We start from the raw sequence: 15,448 nt of genomic DNA on the forward strand, positions 1-15,448 counted from the left end.
TTATCGCAGCCTGCGGCAGCGGCTACACGTTTCGGCCCCGAAGTCTTTGGGAGCTTCACCATGCTCAATATCGTTCTCCCCATTTTGTTATTCGCCGCACTGGCCCTGGCCGTTTTGGGCGCCGCGCGGCGCATGAACATGTGGCGCCGTGGCCGTCCGGCGAAGGTCGATTGGTTGGGCGGCCTGCTGGCCATGCCCAAGCGTTACATGGTCGATCTGCACCACGTGGTCGCTCGCGACAAATACATGGCCAACACCCACGTCGCCACCGCCGGTGGCTTTGTGCTGGCGGCGGTGTTGGCGATTCTGGTGCACGGTCTGGGGCTGCATAACCGCATCCTGGGTTATGCCTTGCTGTTCGCCACGGCGCTGATGTTTGTCGGCGCGCTCTTTGTATTTAAACGGCGCCTTAACCCGCCGTCGCGCTTGTCCAAAGGCCCGTGGATGCGCCTGCCGAAAAGCCTGCTGGCGTTCTCTGTGAGTTTTTTTATCCTCACCTTGCCGGTGGCCGGTTTGTTGCCCGAAGGCTTTGGCGGCTGGGTGCTGGCGGCGGTGTTGGCGGTTGGTGTGCTGTGGGGTGTGTCGGAGCTGTTTTTCGGCATGACCTGGGGCGGGCCAATGAAACACGCCTTCGCCGGAGCCCTGCATCTGGCCTGGCACCGCCGGGCCGAGCGCTTCGGCGGTGGCCGCTCCACAGGTTTGAAACCACTGGACCTGGACGACCGTACCGCGCCCCTGGGCGTGGAAAAACCCAAGGACTTCACCTGGAACCAATTGCTCGGGTTTGACGCCTGCGTGCAATGCGGCAAGTGCGAAGCCGCGTGCCCGGCGTTTGCCGCCGGGCAGCCGCTCAACCCCAAGAAGCTGATTCAAGACATGGTGGTCGGTTTGGCGGGCGGCACCGATGCGCACTTCGCGGGCAGCCCGTATCCGGGCAAACCGATAGGTGAACACGGCGGCAATCCGCACCAGCCCATCGTCAACGGTCTGGTCGATGCGGATACGCTGTGGTCCTGCACCACCTGCCGTGCTTGCGTCGAAGAGTGTCCGATGATGATCGAGCACGTGGATGCAATCGTAGATATGCGCCGCTTTCTGACCCTGGAAAAAGGCGCGACCCCGAACAACGGCGCCCAGGTGCTGGACAACCTGATTGCCACCGATAACCCCGGCGGTTTTGCCCCGGGCGGGCGGATGAACTGGGCAGCGGATTTGAATCTCGACCTGATGCGCGATAAGCCCTCGGCGGATGTGCTGTTCTGGGTCGGTGACGGCGCTTTCGATATGCGCAACCAACGCACCTTGCGTGCCTTCGTCAAAGTGCTCAAGGCGGCGCGGGTCAACTTCGCGGTGCTGGGGCTGGAAGAGCGCGACAGCGGCGACGTGGCCCGGCGCTTGGGTGATGAAGCGACCTTTCAGGCTCTGGCCAAGCGCAATATCCAGACGCTGGGGCAATACCAGTTCCAGCGCATCGTCACCTGCGACCCCCACAGTTTTCATGTGCTGAAAAATGAGTACGGCGCCTTTGGCGGTGACTACCTGGTACAGCACCACAGCACCTACATGGCCGAGTTGATCAGCGCCGGTTTGCTCAACCTGGCCGCGGATGCAGGGGGCAGCGTGACCTATCACGACCCGTGTTATCTGGGCCGCTATAACGGTGAATATGAGGCGCCGCGCGCGGTGCTGCGAGCGCTGGGCATTGAAGTCAAGGAGATGCAGCGCTCGGGCTTTCGCTCCCGTTGCTGCGGTGGCGGTGGCGGTGCGCCGATTACCGACATTCCCGGTAAGCAGCGTATCCCTGATATGCGCATGGACGATATCCGTGAAACCGGCGCCGAGCGCGTGGCGGTTGGCTGCCCGCAATGCACCGCCATGCTCGAAGGCGTGGTGGAGCCACGGCCACTGATCAAGGACATTGCCGAGCTGGTGGCAGACGCCTTGATTGAAGGTCCAGCACCCGCCCAACCGGCCAAGCGCGTAGCCCCTGAGGTGATCGCATGAGTGACATTATTCGCCGCGACCCCCACGCCGAGTGGATCGCCCGCAACCGCCTGCACCCGTTACATGCGGCCATGCAACCACAGCAACTGAGCTGGATGGGGCCCAACGGGGTACTGCGTAAAAGTGTGCATGGCGTGGGTTTTATCGGCCCTAACGGCATCAAGCGGATCGACCGTAGCGGCGCGCAACAGGGCGGTACGAGCAAGCGTACGGCCAGTGTTGAAGTGCAATTACCGCTGCATCAGGTCCCGGCTCCAGCATTCTATATCTGCGTAGTGCCGGACATGGTCGGCGGTCGTTTGAGCAGTCATGACCGTGATCTGTTGGGGCTGGCCCGGCAACTGGCGGGGAGCGATGGCGCAGTACTGGCGGTGGTGTTTGGCGAATCGAAAGAAACTGCCTTCGACACGGCCGGGGTTGATCGGCTGTTGCTGCTCGACAGTGAAGGTTATGCACCGGAGCGGCAGGTACTTGGCCTGCGGGCTGTGGATAACCAGTTTTCCCCAAGGCACTGGCTAGTGCCGGACAGTCGCAGCGGTGGCGCAGAACTGGGACGACGCTTTGCCGCCAGCCTGGGTGAACGCCCGGCCACGCGAGTGTGGCAGATCAAGGATGGGGCCTGTATCGGTCGTGCCGGTGCGGGGCTGCAAGACGTGGCGCAGCCATTGCGGCGTTTGATCCTGGCGGCGGCCGAGTGCGCCGAACCGGTCAGCGACACCCGGCATGAAGTGCTGGCAGTGCAGTTATCCACAGCGCTCGCGAGCTGCTTGCCGCGAATTGAAGATTTGGGTGCGGTGGATGTCGATCCGGCGGCGATTCCAATGGCCGAGGCGGAATTTATCCTCAGTGGTGGTAACGGTATCAAGGATTGGGGACTTTTCCACAGGGCTGCTGTGGCCCTTGGCGCCACTGAAGGCGCCTCCAGGGTTGCGGTGGACGATGGCTTCATGGGCCGCGAGCGCCAGGTCGGTGCCAGCGGGGTATGGGTCACCGCGCGGGTCTACGTGGCGGTCGGGATCAGCGGTGCGATTCAGCATCTGCAAGGGATTGGCGCCTGCGACAAAGTGGTGGCAATCAACCTCGACCCCGGTTGCGACATGATCAAACGCGCTGACCTGTCGGTGATTGGCGACAGTGCGGCGGTGCTGGAAGCCCTGATTGTGGCTGTGGATAACTGGCGCCAGAGCACCCTCACCCCAGCCCTCTCTCAGAGGGAGAAGGGGCCGATCTCTGTTGCATTCAATGGCTGAGATCAATCCGATTTATTGGTCGATAGTTGCTCTGTCAATCACCTCGGTCAGCTCCCTCTCCCTCGGGGAGAGGGTTGGGGTGAGGGGCTTTTGATTTGGAGAAATACATATGACCATCGCCACTGTTGCACTGGTTTCAATCGGCGCCCACCCCGCCTCTGGCCGCGCCCGACGCGCCGAGCAGGACGCCCGTGCTGTTGAACTGGGCCTGGAGCTGGCTGGGGATAACTTGCATGTGCTGCACGCGGGCAACCCTCACGAGCCAGCTTTGCGCGCTTATCTGGGCATGGGCCTGGACGAATTGCACGTGCTCGAACAACCCGACGGCGCTGATGCGGTGCCGGTATTGCGCGATTACATCCGCGAAGCTGGCGTGCAGTTGGTGCTGACCGGCAGCCAGGCCGAAACCGGCGAAGGTTCGGGCATGTTGCCGTACCTGCTGGCCGAGCAATTGGGCTGGCCGCTGCTGGTGGGCGTGGCGCAGATAGAATCTATCCACAATGGTGTGGCGCAAGTGCTGCAAGCCTTGCCTCGGGGCCAGCGACGTCGGCTACAGGTGCGATTGCCGTTTATGGTCACTGTGGATAACGCGGCCCCCAAGGCCCGGCAAAGCGCTTACGGCCCGGCTACTCGGGGCCTGGTCGATGCCAGAGTGGTTGAAATCATTGCCGATGAGTTATCCACAACGGGGCTGCTGCAACCTGCCAGACCACGGCCCAAGCGCTTGAAAGTGATCAAGGCCAAAAGCGGCGCTGATCGCATGAAAGCCGCCACGGCCAAGGCTGCTGGCGGTTCCGGGCAAGTCCTCAAGGGCGTCGGCGCAGAAGAGGGCGCCCAGGCCATTTTGAAGTTGCTCATTGAGGAAGGCGTGGTGCGCTGATACTTGCCCACAAAGTCTGTTAGCGCTTATGTGGATAAGTTGTTTGCTGTCGGCTAAGACCTATACAAACCGTGCCTTTCAGGCTTCTGATCAAAAAATGCTCAATTCAGGACTTTATCCACCGAGCGGCCTTAAAACCCCTGAGTAATCGGTGCCTTAAGGGGTTTTCCACAGTGAAAGCAGGCAGTGCATAAGTTGCGCACAATCTCTGTTGGTGGATATGTGGATAAGGTGTTCGCGGCTGTCTACAGGCCACGTAATTCGTGGCCTGTAATCAATTGTACAAAAAACACTCAATCGTGATTTATGGGGTAAGTTGTCCACTTCCCCACAATTGCTGTGGGTGTGCCTGTGGACAAGTTGTTGGTGAAGGGCTGAGAGCCTTTGACTGCGGGGGGTGTAGCGAGTTGATCAATAATTGATCGATGTGGGTTCTGTAGCCGCTGCCGAAGGCCCTTCGAGGGTCGCTGCGCAACCCATCGCATCCAGCGGCAGCGGCTACAGGATCATTGTGCGACTATCCCTTTAAGGTACGCCGCAGGCTCTGCCCCCAAATTGTTCAGCAGCCGCTCGCTGTACCAGTCCACAAAATTGACCACGCCAAACTCGTACGTCTGTGAATACGGCCCCGGCTGGTAAGCGATGGAGTTGATGCCGCGCTGGTTCTCTTCCGCCAGGCGACGATCCTGGTCGTTGGTGGCGTCCCAGACCTTGCGCATGCGCTCCACGTCATAGTCCACGCCTTCTACCGCATCCTTGTGGACCAGCCATTTGGTGCTGACCACGGTTTCCTGGGCACTGATCGGCCATACCGTAAACACGATGATGTGGTCGCCCATGCAGTGGTTCCACGAGTGCGGTAAGTGCAGGATGCGCATCGAACCCAGGTCCGGGTTTTTGATCCGCCCCATGAGTTTTGTACAGCCTTGTTTGCCATCCAGGGTCATCGAGACGGTGCCCTTGAGCAGCGGCATGCGCACGATGCGGTTACGCAGACCGAAACTGGCGTGGGCATAAGGAATCTTTTCTGCGTCCCAGGCGGCGGCAGAGGCTGCTACGTGATCCTTGAATGCCTGATCGGCACGCGGATCGGTCACGTCGTCCCACTCCAGCAGGGTCTTGAGCAACTCTGGGTGCGACGCGTTGCAGTGGTAGCACTCGCGGTTGTTTTCCAGCACCAGCTTCCAGTTGGCTTTTTCCACCAGAGTGGTCTGAATCGCCACCTTGGTGTTTTCCATGTCGTAGGGTTCCATGTAGTGGTTCAGCGTGGCCAGGAACTCGTCGATGGCAGGCGGGTTCTCGGCCAGGCTGATAAAGATGTAGCCGCCAGCGGTTTTGACGTTAACCGGCTTGAGGCCGTATTGCTTCATGTCGAAGTCGGCACCCATCTCGGTGCCGGCAAACAGCAGGCGCCCGTCCAGTTCGTAGGTCCACTGGTGGTAATGGCATACCAGTTTGGCGACCTTGCCTTTTTCACTGGTACACAGCCGTGAGCCGCGATGGCGGCACACGTTATGAAAGGCATGCACCTGGCCTTCGGCGCCGCGAATCACAATGATCGGGTTCTTGCCTATTTGCAGGGTCAGGAAGTTGCCCTTGGCCGGGATCTCGCAGGTCATGCCTGCAATCAGCCATTCTTTCTGGAAGATCTCTTGCATATCGATATCGAACAGACGCTCGTCGTTATAAAACGGCTGCGGCAACGAAAACGTGCGTTCGCGGTTCTGCAGCATCTCGGCGGTGGCCTTGCGTGCGGGTTCCAGTGGGTCGCCCAGGCTCAGGTTTGCGGTGATGTCCATCGTTGTAATCCTCATGGCCATCGGATGTGGCCTAAAAGTGGCTGATCAGGGGTGCGACGCAAGGCAAAACAATTAACACGTTGAGTGGCGCTGAGTGTGCGATTGAAGTGCCTTGATGCCATATCTGCGGGCGACATGGCCCAATCTGTTCCCGACGCCGCAGGTACTGTTTTCAGGGGCTGGTCGCGATAAGTATGTGGATGTCGCGAATAGATAAATGGCCGCTTCGGGGCATGCGCAGAATCGCCAACAAGAGGCCGGTTGTCGGCCGTGGAGAAACGCATGTCCAACAGCTTTCTGAACCCGGTAACCACCCAGACCTGGGCCAATGGCCGACACATCGTGCGATGCGTCAAAGTGATTCAGGAAACCTGGGACGTGCGCACCTTCTGTTTTATGGCCGACCAGCCGATTCTGTTCTTTTTCAAGCCAGGGCAGTTCGTCACTCTGGAACTGGAAATCGACGGCGACCCGGTGATGCGTTCGTACACCATCTCCAGCTCACCGTCGGTGCCGTACAGTTTTTCGGTGACTATCAAGCGCGTGCCGGGCGGCCGGGTGTCCAACTGGTTGCATGACAATTTGCAGGAAGGTCAGGAGCTGGCGGTTCACGGGCCGGTCGGGCTGTTCAATGCCATCGATGCGCCTAGCCCCAAGGTGCTGTACCTGAGCGGTGGTGTCGGGATTACCCCGGTGATGTCGATGGCGCGCTGGTTTTACGACACCAACGCCAATGTCGACATGGTGTTTATCCACAGCGCCCGCTCACCCAAAGACATCATTTACCACCGCGAGCTGGAGCATATGGCTTCGCGCATCGACAACTTCAGCCTGCATCTGATCTGCGAGAAGCACGGGCTGGGTGAGCCGTGGGCCGGGTATCGCGGTTATCTGAATCACAAAATGCTCGACCTGATGGCATCCGACTTCATGGAGCGCGAGGTGTTTTGCTGCGGGCCGACGCCGTATATGAATGCGGTGAAGCGTTTGCTCGAAGCCAACGGTTTTGATATGAGCCGTTACCACGAGGAATCCTTTGGTGCGACCCCGCCTGAAGCCCGGGCCGATGCGGTGGAGCAAGCCGAGCAGGCAGCCGATGCGCCGGAGTTGGACCAGGCGGATCTGAATCAGGTGGAATTTACGGCGTCCGGCAAGAGCATCCGCGTGGGCCCGGCCGAAACGGTGCATGCGGCAGCGGCCAAGCTTGGGCTGCTGATCCCCAAAGCCTGCGGCATGGGGATTTGCGGCACCTGCAAGGTGCTGAAACTGGGCGGCGAGGTCGAGATGGAGCACAACGGCGGCATCACCGAGGAGGATGTTGCAGAGGGCTATATCCTGTCGTGCTGCAGCGTGCCGAAGGGGGATGTGCGGATTGAATTCTAAGGTTTGGGAACAAAGGTTCTAAAGCAGAGTCATTAGGGGTCTGATAAGGCAGGTTGGCGCTAGCTTAGGCGCTGACTTTTCTTTATCGTACGCGCCCTTCGAAACTGCTTGAGAACGCCACCATGATTGAGTCATCCCTTAGCAAACTGGAACAACTGGTCAGCGACCTGGTTCAGCAAAAGCAAGAACTGCTGGAAACCAACGAACAACTGAGCGCCGAGCTGGCTCTGGCCAAAGATGAAAACGAAAGCCTGCAACTGACCCTGATGGAACAGGAAGAGAAGCAAGGTGCAACCGCAGCCCGCATTCAGGCACTGGTTGAGCGCGCGAGCCCTGTCAACGCATGAGCGCGGACAGAGACGGAGTAAATGTCGTCTCGATTCTGGGTAACGACTACACGATCAAAGCGCCGGAGGGGGAGCAAAAAACCCTGATGGCGGCAACGGTCATGTTGAAAACCGCCCTGGCCGAAACGAAAAGAAAGTACCCGAGCCTGATCGGGGACAAATTGCTGGTGCTGGCAGCACTGAATCTGTGTTCAAAGCAGATTGAGTTGCAACTGAGCCACAAACAGGAACTCGACCGTTATCAAGAGCAAGTCAGCGCCACGGTCGATGTGATTGAGCGAACTCTGGGGCAATCCTGAGTATTCGCCAAACTCTGTAGTCGCTGCCCAAGGCTTTGAAGGTCCTGCGGACCTTATCGCAGCCTGCGGCAGCGGCTACAGAGAACTTTGCTGTTCTACCCCGCCATCACTTCGCGAATATCTGCCGCCAATTCCCGCACTCGTGCCTCGTCGGTGTCCCACGAGCACATGAAGCGTGCGCCGCCTTTGCCGATGAAGGTATAGAAACGCCAGCCCTTGGCGGTCAGCGCAGCCACTGCCGGTTCCGACAGTTGCAGGAACACGCCGTTGGCCTCCACCGGAAACATCAGCTCAACCCCCGGAATGTCACTCACCAACTGGCTCAGCAATTGCGCGCAGTGGTTGGCGTGGCGGGAGTGTTTGAGCCATGCGTCGTTTTCCAGCAAGCCCACCCAGGGTGCCGACAAAAAGCGCATTTTTGACGCCAGTTGCCCGGCCTGTTTGCAGCGGTAGTCAAAGTCCACCGACAGGTCGTGGTTGAAGAACAGAATTGCTTCACCCACTGCCATGCCGTTTTTGGTCCCGCCAAAGCACAGCACATCCACGCCGGCTTTCCAGCTCAGCTCTGCCGGGGTGCAACCGAGGAAGGCGCAGGCGTTGGAGAAACGGGCGCCGTCCATGTGCAGCAACAAGCCCAGCTCTTTGCAGGTAGCGCTGATGGCGCGAATTTCTTCAGGGCGGTACACGCTACCGACTTCGGTGGCCTGGGTAATGGTGACCACGCGCGGTTTTGGGTAGTGGATATCTTTGCGCTTGAGGGCGATTTCGCGGATCGACTCGGGGGTGATCTTGCCGTTTTCAGTGCGGGCGATCAGCAGCTTTGAGCCGTTGGAAAAGAACTCAGGAGCCCCGCATTCGTCGGTTTCGACGTGGGCGGTTTCGGAGCAGATTACGCTGTGGAAACTCTGGCACAACGACGACAGGGCCAAGGAGTTGGCCGCAGTACCGTTGAAAGCGAAATACACCTCGCAGTCGGTTTCGAACAGGTTGCGAAAATCGTTGGAGGCACGCAGGGTCCACTCATCGTCGCCGTATGAGCGCTGGTGGCCGTGGTTGGCCTTTTCCATGGCAGACCAGACTTCGGGGCAGATACCGGAGTAGTTGTCGCTGGCGAATTGTTGGCTCTTGTCAGTCATTTCCCGGTTCCTTGGTCGAATGTTGTGGTGCACTTTATCCAAGAATCTTGCGGGTGCACAGACACGACTTAAAGTGCGGAAAATCCCTACAAAAGAATAGTTCTATAACTCCGTAAAACCTGTAGCAGCTGAGGAGCGGAGCGAGGCTGCGTTCGGCAGCGAAGCGGCCGTAAACCTGCGATCTGAATTTAACTGGCACACCGCAGGGCCTGATTTTAGGGCTGCTGCGCAGCCCGACGCAGCCTCGCTCCGCGAGTCAGCTGCTACGAGGGGCCTGTTGTGCAGAGATCTGCTTTTGCGCCATGTCGTAAACGCACCATTGCGTGGCGTCCATAGGCATTTGATCCGTCTGCGCCAGCTCTACCATCGGCTCAAAGGGCACAAGCCCCACCGAGACCAAAAGGCGCGCTGGCGCTGGGAGACACGCAATGTTCAGCAAGCAGGATCAGATCCAGGGTTACGACGATGCCTTGTTAGCGGCCATGAATGCCGAAGATCAGCGCCAGGAAGATCACATCGAGTTGATCGCCTCCGAGAACTACACCAGCCAGCGCGTTATGGAAGCCCAAGGCAGCGGTCTGACCAACAAGTACGCCGAAGGCTATCCGGGCAAGCGCTACTACGGCGGCTGCGAGCACGTGGATAAAGTCGAGCAACTGGCCATCGACCGCGCCAAGCAACTGTTCGGCGCCGATTACGCCAACGTGCAGCCGCACTCCGGCAGCCAGGCCAACGCGGCGGTGTATCTGGCGCTGCTGAATGCCGGTGACACCGTACTGGGCATGAGCCTGGCTCACGGTGGGCACTTGACCCACGGCGCCAGCGTCAGCTTCTCCGGCAAGTTGTACAACGCCGTGCAGTACGGTATCGACACCGCTACCGGTCTGATCGACTACGACGAAGTGGAACGCCTGGCCGTTGAGCATCAGCCAAAGATGATCATTGCCGGGTTCTCGGCTTATTCCAAATTCCTCGATTTCCCGCGCTTTCGTCAGATCGCTGACAAGGTGGGCGCCTACCTGTTTGTCGACATGGCCCACGTTGCCGGTCTGGTGGCGGCGGGGCTGTACCCGAACCCGCTGCCGTACGCCGATGTGGTCACCACCACCACTCACAAAACCCTGCGCGGGCCACGGGGCGGGCTGATCCTGGCCAAGGCCAACGAAGCGCTGGAGAAAAAGTTCAACTCGGCGGTGTTCCCTGGTGGTCAGGGCGGGCCGTTGATGCATGTGATCGCGGCCAAGGCAGTGTGCTTTAAAGAGGCGCTGGAACCCGGCTTCAAAGCGTATCAACAGCAGGTTATCGACAACGCTCAAGCCATGGCTGAAGTGTTTATCAAACGTGGGTTTGACGTGGTCTCGGGCGGTACCGACAACCATCTGTTCCTGCTCAGCCTGATCCGTCAGGGCCTGACCGGCAAAGACGCCGATGCTGCACTGGGCCGCGCCCATATCACGGTCAATAAAAATGCCGTGCCCAACGATCCGCAATCGCCGTTCGTGACCTCGGGCCTGCGCATTGGCACCCCGGCGGTGACCACTCGCGGTTTCAAAGTGGCGCAATGCACGCAGTTGGCGGGCTGGATCTGCGACATCCTCGATCACCTCGGCGATGCCGATATCGAGGCCGACGTGGCGCGCCAGGTGACCTCGCTGTGCAAAGACTTCCCGGTTTATCGCTGAGCGCGTTTTTGGAGTTAATCCTATGCAACGGTATTCAGGCTTCGGCCTCTTCAAACACTCCCTCAGCCACCACGAAAACTGGCAGAAGATGTGGCGCACACCGACCCCGAAAAAGGTCTACGACGTAATCATCGTCGGCGGTGGCGGCCACGGGCTGGCAACGGCCTATTACCTGGCCAAGGAACACGGCATCACCAATGTGGCCGTGGTCGAAAAGGGCTGGCTGGGCGGCGGCAATACGGCGCGCAACACCACCATTGTGCGTTCCAACTACCTGTGGGACGAGTCGGCGCACCTTTACGAACATGCGATGAAACTGTGGGAAGGCTTGTCCCAGGACTTGAATTACAACGTCATGTTCTCCCAGCGTGGCGTCTACAACCTGTGCCACACCCTGCAAGACATACGCGACTCGGAGCGCCGGGTCAGCGCCAACCGCCTCAACGGCGTGGACGGTGAGCTGCTCGACGCCAAACAAGTGGCGGACGAAATTCCGTACCTCGATTGCTCAAAAAACACTCGTTACCCGATCATCGGTGCCACCGTACAACGCCGAGGCGGCGTGGCCCGTCACGATGCCGTGGCCTGGGGCTTTGCCCGCGCTGCGGATGCGCTGGGCGTGGACTTGATCCAGCAAACCGAAGTACTGGGGTTTCGCAAGGAAAACGGCGTGTGCATCGGCGTCGAAACCAGCAAGGGCTTTATCGGCGCCAAGCGCGTGGGCGTGGTCACCGCCGGTAACTCCGGGCATATGGCGCGCCAGGCCGGCTTTCGTTTGCCGATCGAATCGCACCCGCTGCAAGCGCTGGTGTCGGAGCCGATCAAACCGATTATCGACAGCGTGATCATGTCCAACGCGGTGCACGGTTACATCAGCCAGTCCGACAAGGGCGACCTGGTGATCGGTGCCGGGATCGACGGCTACAACGGCTACGGCCAGCGCGGCTCATACCCGGTGATCGAGCACACGATCCAGGCGATTGTAGAAATGTTTCCGGTACTGTCCCGCGTGCGCATGAACCGCCAGTGGGGCGGCATCGTCGACACCACACCCGACGCTTGCCCGATCATCTCCAAGACCCCGGTGCCGAACCTGTTTTTCAACTGCGGCTGGGGCACGGGTGGCTTCAAGGCTACGCCGGGCTCGGGCAACGTGTTTGCCGCCAGCCTGGCCAAAGGCGAGATGCACCCATTGGCTGCACCGTTTTCCATTGACCGGTTCCATTCCGGCGCCCTGATCGACGAACACGGCGCTGCCGCTGTCGCCCACTAACAGGAGAAACACCCATGCTCCATATCTTCTGTCCCCATTGCGGCGAATTGCGCTCCGAAGAGGAATTTCATGCCAGCGGCCAGGCGCACATCCCGCGCCCGCTCGACCCCGGCGCCTGCACTGATGCCGAGTGGGGCGATTACATGTTCTTTCGCGACAACCCTCGCGGCCTGCACCACGAACTGTGGAACCACGTCGCCGGTTGCCGCCAGTTCTTCAATGCCACGCGTAACACCGTGACCTACGAAATTCTTGAAACCTACCTGATCGGCACCAAGCCACAGTTCACTGAACAGGCGGCGCCACTGATCACCACGGCCACTCGCGAGCAGGGAGAAAAGGTATGAGCCAGACCCATCGCTTGCCTAATGGCGGCCGTGTCGACCGCAGCAAGGTGCTGACCTTTACGTTCAACGGTCAACAATACAAAGGCTACGAGGGCGACAGCCTGGCCGCCGCGTTGCTGGCCAATGGCGTCGACGTGATTGGTCGCAGCTTCAAATATTCCCGGCCCCGTGGCATCTATGCCGCCGGTGCCGAAGAGCCCAACGCGGTGCTGCAAATCGGCGCCACCGAAGCTACCCAAATTCCTAACGTGCGCGCCACGCAACAGGCGCTGTATCAGGGCTTGGTCGCCACCAGCACCAACGGCTGGCCCAACGTCAACAACGATGTGATGGGTATTTTGGGCAAGGTCGGCGGCAAGCTGATGCCGCCTGGCTTCTACTACAAAACCTTTATGTACCCGCAGTCGTTCTGGATGACCTACGAGAAGTACATCCGCAAGGCAGCAGGCCTGGGCCGTTCGCCGACTCAGAACGATCCTGACACCTACGACTACATGAACCACCATTGCGACGTGCTGATCGTCGGTGCAGGCCCTGCAGGCTTGGCGGCGGCTTTGGCCGCAGCGCGCAGCGGCGCCCGAGTGATCGTTGCGGATGAACAAGAAGAGTTCGGCGGCAGCCTGCTCGACAGCCGTGAAAGCCTGGACGGCAAACCAGCGATGGAATGGGTCGGCAAAGTCATCGCTGAACTCAAGGAACTGCCGAGCGTAACTCTGTTGCCACGGGCGACAGTCAACGGCTATCACGACCACAACTTTCTGACCATTCACGAACGCCTCACCGACCACCTCGGCGATCGTGCCCCGATTGGCCAGGTGCGTCAGCGTATTCACCGGGTACGGGCCAAGCGCGTGGTGTTGGCCACCGGTGCCTGCGAGCGGCCATTGGTGTACGGCAACAATGACGTGCCGGGCAACATGCTGGCGGGCGCGGTGTCCACTTATGTACGTCGCTACGGCGTAGCGCCAGGCAAAAAAATGGTGCTCAGTACCAACAACGACCACGCCTACCGCGTCGCGCTGGATTGGCTCGATGCCGGTCAGCAGGTGGTAGCTGTGGCTGATGCGCGCAGCAACCCTCGTGGCGCGCTGGTAGAAGCGGCACGGGCCAAAGGTATCCGTATTTTGACCTCCAGCGCGGTGATCGAAACCCGTGGCAGCAAGCATGTGACCGGTGCTCGGGTGGCGGCGATTGACCTTAAATCCCTCAGTGTCGCTAGCCCCGGCGAGTGGCTGGAATGCGATCTGGTTGCGACCTCGGGCGGCTACAGCCCGGTGGTGCATCTGGCCTCGCACTTGGGCGGCAAGCCGACCTGGCGCGAAGATATTCTTGGTTTTGTACCCGGCGAAGCACCGCAAAAACGTGTGTGCGTAGGTGGCATCAACGGTGTTTACGGGTTGGGCGACAGCCTCGCCGATGGTTTTGAAGGTGGCGTGCGTGCTGCCAGCGAAGCCGGGTTCAAAGCGGTCGAAGGGGTATTGCCCAAAGCCCTGAATCAGCTTCAGGAAGCCACGCTGGCGCTGTTCCATGTACCCCATGAAAAGGGCACGGCGCGGGCACCGAAGCAATTTGTCGACCTGCAAAACGACGTCACCGCCGCGGCCATTGAACTGGCAACCCGCGAAGGCTTCGAGTCGGTCGAGCACGTCAAACGCTACACCGCGCTGGGTTTTGGTACCGACCAGGGCAAGCTGGGCAACGTCAACGGGCTGGCCATTGCCGCGCGCTCGCTGAACGTGACTATCCCGCAGATGGGCACCACCATGTTCCGCCCCAACTACACGCCGGTGACCTTTGGCGCTGTAGCTGGTCGCCATTGCGGGCATATTTTCGAGCCGGTGCGCTACACCGCGCTGCAAGCCTGGCACGTCAAGCAGGGCGCCGAGTTTGAAGACGTCGGTCAATGGAAACGTCCATGGTACTTCCCGCGTAACGGCGAGGACCTGCACGCTGCGGTCAAGCGCGAGTGCCAGGCAGTGCGTGACAGCGTCGGCATTCTCGATGCTTCGACCCTGGGAAAAATCGATATTCAAGGCCCGGACGCGCGGGAATTCCTCAACCGCATCTACACCAACGCCTGGACCAAACTCGATGTGGGCAAGGCCCGCTATGGCCTGATGTGCAAAGAAGACGGCATGGTCTTCGACGACGGTGTGACCGCGTGCCTGGCCGACAACCACTTTGTGATGACCACCACCACCGGCGGCGCAGCGCGGGTACTGCAATGGCTGGAAATCTACCAACAGACCGAATGGCCTGAGCTGAAGGTGTATTTCACCTCTGTGACCGACCATTACGCGACGATGACTCTGTCCGGCCCCAACAGCCGCAAGCTGCTGAGCGAAGTCACCGATATCGATCTGGACCGTGAGGCCTTCCCGTTCATGACCTGGAAGGAAGGGTTGGTGGGCGGTGTACCGGCGCGGGTGTTCCGAATCTCGTTTACCGGCGAGCTGTCGTACGAGGTCAATATCCAGGCTGACTACGCGATGGGTGTGCTGGAGAAAATCGTCGAGGCGGGCAAGCAATACAACCTCACCCCGTATGGCACCGAGACCATGCACGTGCTGCGGGCCGAGAAGGGTTTCATCATCGTCGGCCAGGACACGGACGGCTCCATGACCCCGGACGATTTGAACATGGGCTGGTGCGTGGGCCGCACCAAACCGTTCTCGTGGCTGGGCTGGCGCGGCATGAACCGCGAAGACTGTGTGCGTGACCAGCGTAAACAGCTGGTGGGCCTCAAACCGGTCGATCCGAAACAATGGCTGCCGGAGGGCGCGCAACTGGTGTTCGACCCGAAGCAGGCAATCCCGATGACGATGGTCGGCCACGTGACGTCCAGCTATGCCCACAACTCACTGGGTTATTCGTTTGCAATGGGTGTGGTCAAAGGCGGTTTGAAGCGCATCGGCGAGCGGGTGTTCTCGCCCCAGGCCGACGGTAGCGTGATCGAGGCTGAAATCGTGTCTTCGGTGTTCTTCGATCCGAAAGGCGACCGGCAAAATATTTGAGTGAAGCCCTTTCGCGAGCAGGCTCGCTCCCACA

Annotated in this window: 12 protein-coding genes; 10 read left to right on the forward strand and 2 right to left on the reverse strand. The window is 59.9% G+C overall.

The genetic code is table 11. From position 1 onward, the window contains the following. Positions 1-60: 60 nt before the first annotated feature. The 3 genes from dgcB to etfB all read left to right on the forward strand — a co-directional run bounded on the left by dgcB (position 61) and on the right by etfB (position 4,134). On the forward strand, positions 61-2,004 hold the full coding sequence (dgcB, locus tag U5A05_RS02150) for a dimethylglycine demethylation protein DgcB (RefSeq protein WP_261740637.1): 1,944 nt from the start codon (positions 61-63) through the stop codon (positions 2,002-2,004). Further along, positions 2,001-3,254: an electron transfer flavoprotein subunit alpha gene (gene etfA, locus U5A05_RS02155; RefSeq protein ID WP_321835483.1), complete on the forward strand. Its 1,254-nt coding sequence runs from the start codon at positions 2,001-2,003 to the stop codon at positions 3,252-3,254. Before dgcB ends, etfA begins: the two co-directional genes overlap by 4 nt. Before the next feature lie 109 nt (positions 3,255-3,363). Next, a complete protein-coding gene (gene etfB / locus U5A05_RS02160; protein WP_261740639.1) occupies positions 3,364-4,134 on the forward strand; it encodes an electron transfer flavoprotein subunit beta in 771 nt (256 codons plus the stop codon). Positions 4,135-4,640: 506 nt separating this feature from the next. Here the strand turns inward: etfB and gbcA are convergent. Then, positions 4,641-5,933 (reverse strand): glycine-betaine demethylase subunit GbcA, encoded by a 1,293-nt coding sequence (gene gbcA, locus U5A05_RS02165; protein ID WP_261740640.1) that lies wholly within the window; start codon positions 5,931-5,933, stop codon positions 4,641-4,643. Between the two features lie 282 nt (positions 5,934-6,215). On the opposite strand from gbcA, the gene gbcB reads away from it, so the two are divergent. From gbcB to U5A05_RS02180, 3 genes are all read left to right on the forward strand, one after another. Continuing rightward, complete coding sequence (gene gbcB / locus U5A05_RS02170; protein WP_261740641.1) at positions 6,216-7,316, forward strand: glycine-betaine demethylase subunit GbcB; 1,101 nt, start codon at positions 6,216-6,218, stop codon at positions 7,314-7,316. Between the two features lie 122 nt (positions 7,317-7,438). After that, positions 7,439-7,663, forward strand: coding sequence for a hypothetical protein (locus tag U5A05_RS02175; protein ID WP_261740642.1), 225 nt, complete (start codon positions 7,439-7,441; stop codon positions 7,661-7,663). After that, entirely contained in the window at positions 7,660-7,962 is a 303-nt protein-coding gene (locus U5A05_RS02180) for a cell division protein ZapA (RefSeq protein WP_261740643.1), read from the forward strand. Before U5A05_RS02175 ends, U5A05_RS02180 begins: the two co-directional genes overlap by 4 nt. Before the next feature lie 95 nt (positions 7,963-8,057). Here U5A05_RS02180 and U5A05_RS02185 read toward each other — a convergent pair whose 3' ends face one another. After that, complete coding sequence (locus tag U5A05_RS02185) at positions 8,058-9,098, reverse strand: threonine aldolase family protein (RefSeq protein WP_261740644.1); 1,041 nt, start codon at positions 9,096-9,098, stop codon at positions 8,058-8,060. A 428-nt stretch (positions 9,099-9,526) separates the two neighbouring features. Between U5A05_RS02185 and glyA the strand changes: the two genes are divergently transcribed. Genes glyA through U5A05_RS02205 form a run of 4 tightly spaced genes read left to right on the forward strand, consistent with a single transcriptional unit; the run spans position 9,527 to position 15,414 of the window. After that, a complete protein-coding gene (gene glyA / locus U5A05_RS02190) occupies positions 9,527-10,780 on the forward strand; it encodes a serine hydroxymethyltransferase (RefSeq protein ID WP_261740645.1) in 1,254 nt (417 codons plus the stop codon). A 22-nt stretch (positions 10,781-10,802) separates the two neighbouring features. Further along, positions 10,803-12,053, forward strand: coding sequence for a sarcosine oxidase subunit beta (locus U5A05_RS02195; RefSeq protein WP_261740646.1), 1,251 nt, complete (start codon positions 10,803-10,805; stop codon positions 12,051-12,053). Between the two features lie 14 nt (positions 12,054-12,067). Next, positions 12,068-12,400 carry a sarcosine oxidase subunit delta gene (locus U5A05_RS02200; RefSeq protein ID WP_261740647.1) on the forward strand — a complete coding sequence of 111 codons (333 nt, stop codon included), beginning with the start codon at positions 12,068-12,070 and terminating at the stop codon, positions 12,398-12,400. Beyond that, positions 12,397-15,414, forward strand: coding sequence for a sarcosine oxidase subunit alpha (locus U5A05_RS02205; protein WP_261740648.1), 3,018 nt, complete (start codon positions 12,397-12,399; stop codon positions 15,412-15,414). The genes U5A05_RS02200 and U5A05_RS02205 overlap by 4 nt, the downstream gene beginning before the upstream one ends. Positions 15,415-15,448: the final 34 nt, after the last annotated feature.

This window comes from Pseudomonas kulmbachensis (assembly GCF_963681935.1).
Lineage (GTDB): Bacteria > Pseudomonadota > Gammaproteobacteria > Pseudomonadales > Pseudomonadaceae > Aquipseudomonas > Aquipseudomonas kulmbachensis.

Bases quoted from the DNA above. Each gene is read 5' to 3' on its own strand.
- dgcB (WP_261740637.1), top strand. From the start codon at position 61: ATGCTCAATATCGTTCTCCCCATTTTGTTATTCGCCGCACTGGCCCTG.
- etfB (WP_261740639.1), top strand. From the start codon at position 3,364: ATGACCATCGCCACTGTTGCACTGGTTTCAATCGGCGCCCACCCCGCC.
- glyA (WP_261740645.1), top strand. From the start codon at position 9,527: ATGTTCAGCAAGCAGGATCAGATCCAGGGTTACGACGATGCCTTGTTA.
- gbcB (WP_261740641.1), top strand. From the start codon at position 6,216: ATGTCCAACAGCTTTCTGAACCCGGTAACCACCCAGACCTGGGCCAAT.
- etfA (WP_321835483.1), top strand. From the start codon at position 2,001: ATGAGTGACATTATTCGCCGCGACCCCCACGCCGAGTGGATCGCCCGC.
- U5A05_RS02205 (WP_261740648.1), top strand. From the start codon at position 12,397: ATGAGCCAGACCCATCGCTTGCCTAATGGCGGCCGTGTCGACCGCAGC.
- U5A05_RS02195 (WP_261740646.1), top strand. From the start codon at position 10,803: ATGCAACGGTATTCAGGCTTCGGCCTCTTCAAACACTCCCTCAGCCAC.
- U5A05_RS02175 (WP_261740642.1), top strand. From the start codon at position 7,439: ATGATTGAGTCATCCCTTAGCAAACTGGAACAACTGGTCAGCGACCTG.
- U5A05_RS02185 (WP_261740644.1), bottom strand. From the start codon at position 9,098: ATGACTGACAAGAGCCAACAATTCGCCAGCGACAACTACTCCGGTATC.
- gbcA (WP_261740640.1), bottom strand. From the start codon at position 5,933: ATGGACATCACCGCAAACCTGAGCCTGGGCGACCCACTGGAACCCGCA.
- U5A05_RS02180 (WP_261740643.1), top strand. From the start codon at position 7,660: ATGAGCGCGGACAGAGACGGAGTAAATGTCGTCTCGATTCTGGGTAAC.
- U5A05_RS02200 (WP_261740647.1), top strand. From the start codon at position 12,068: ATGCTCCATATCTTCTGTCCCCATTGCGGCGAATTGCGCTCCGAAGAG.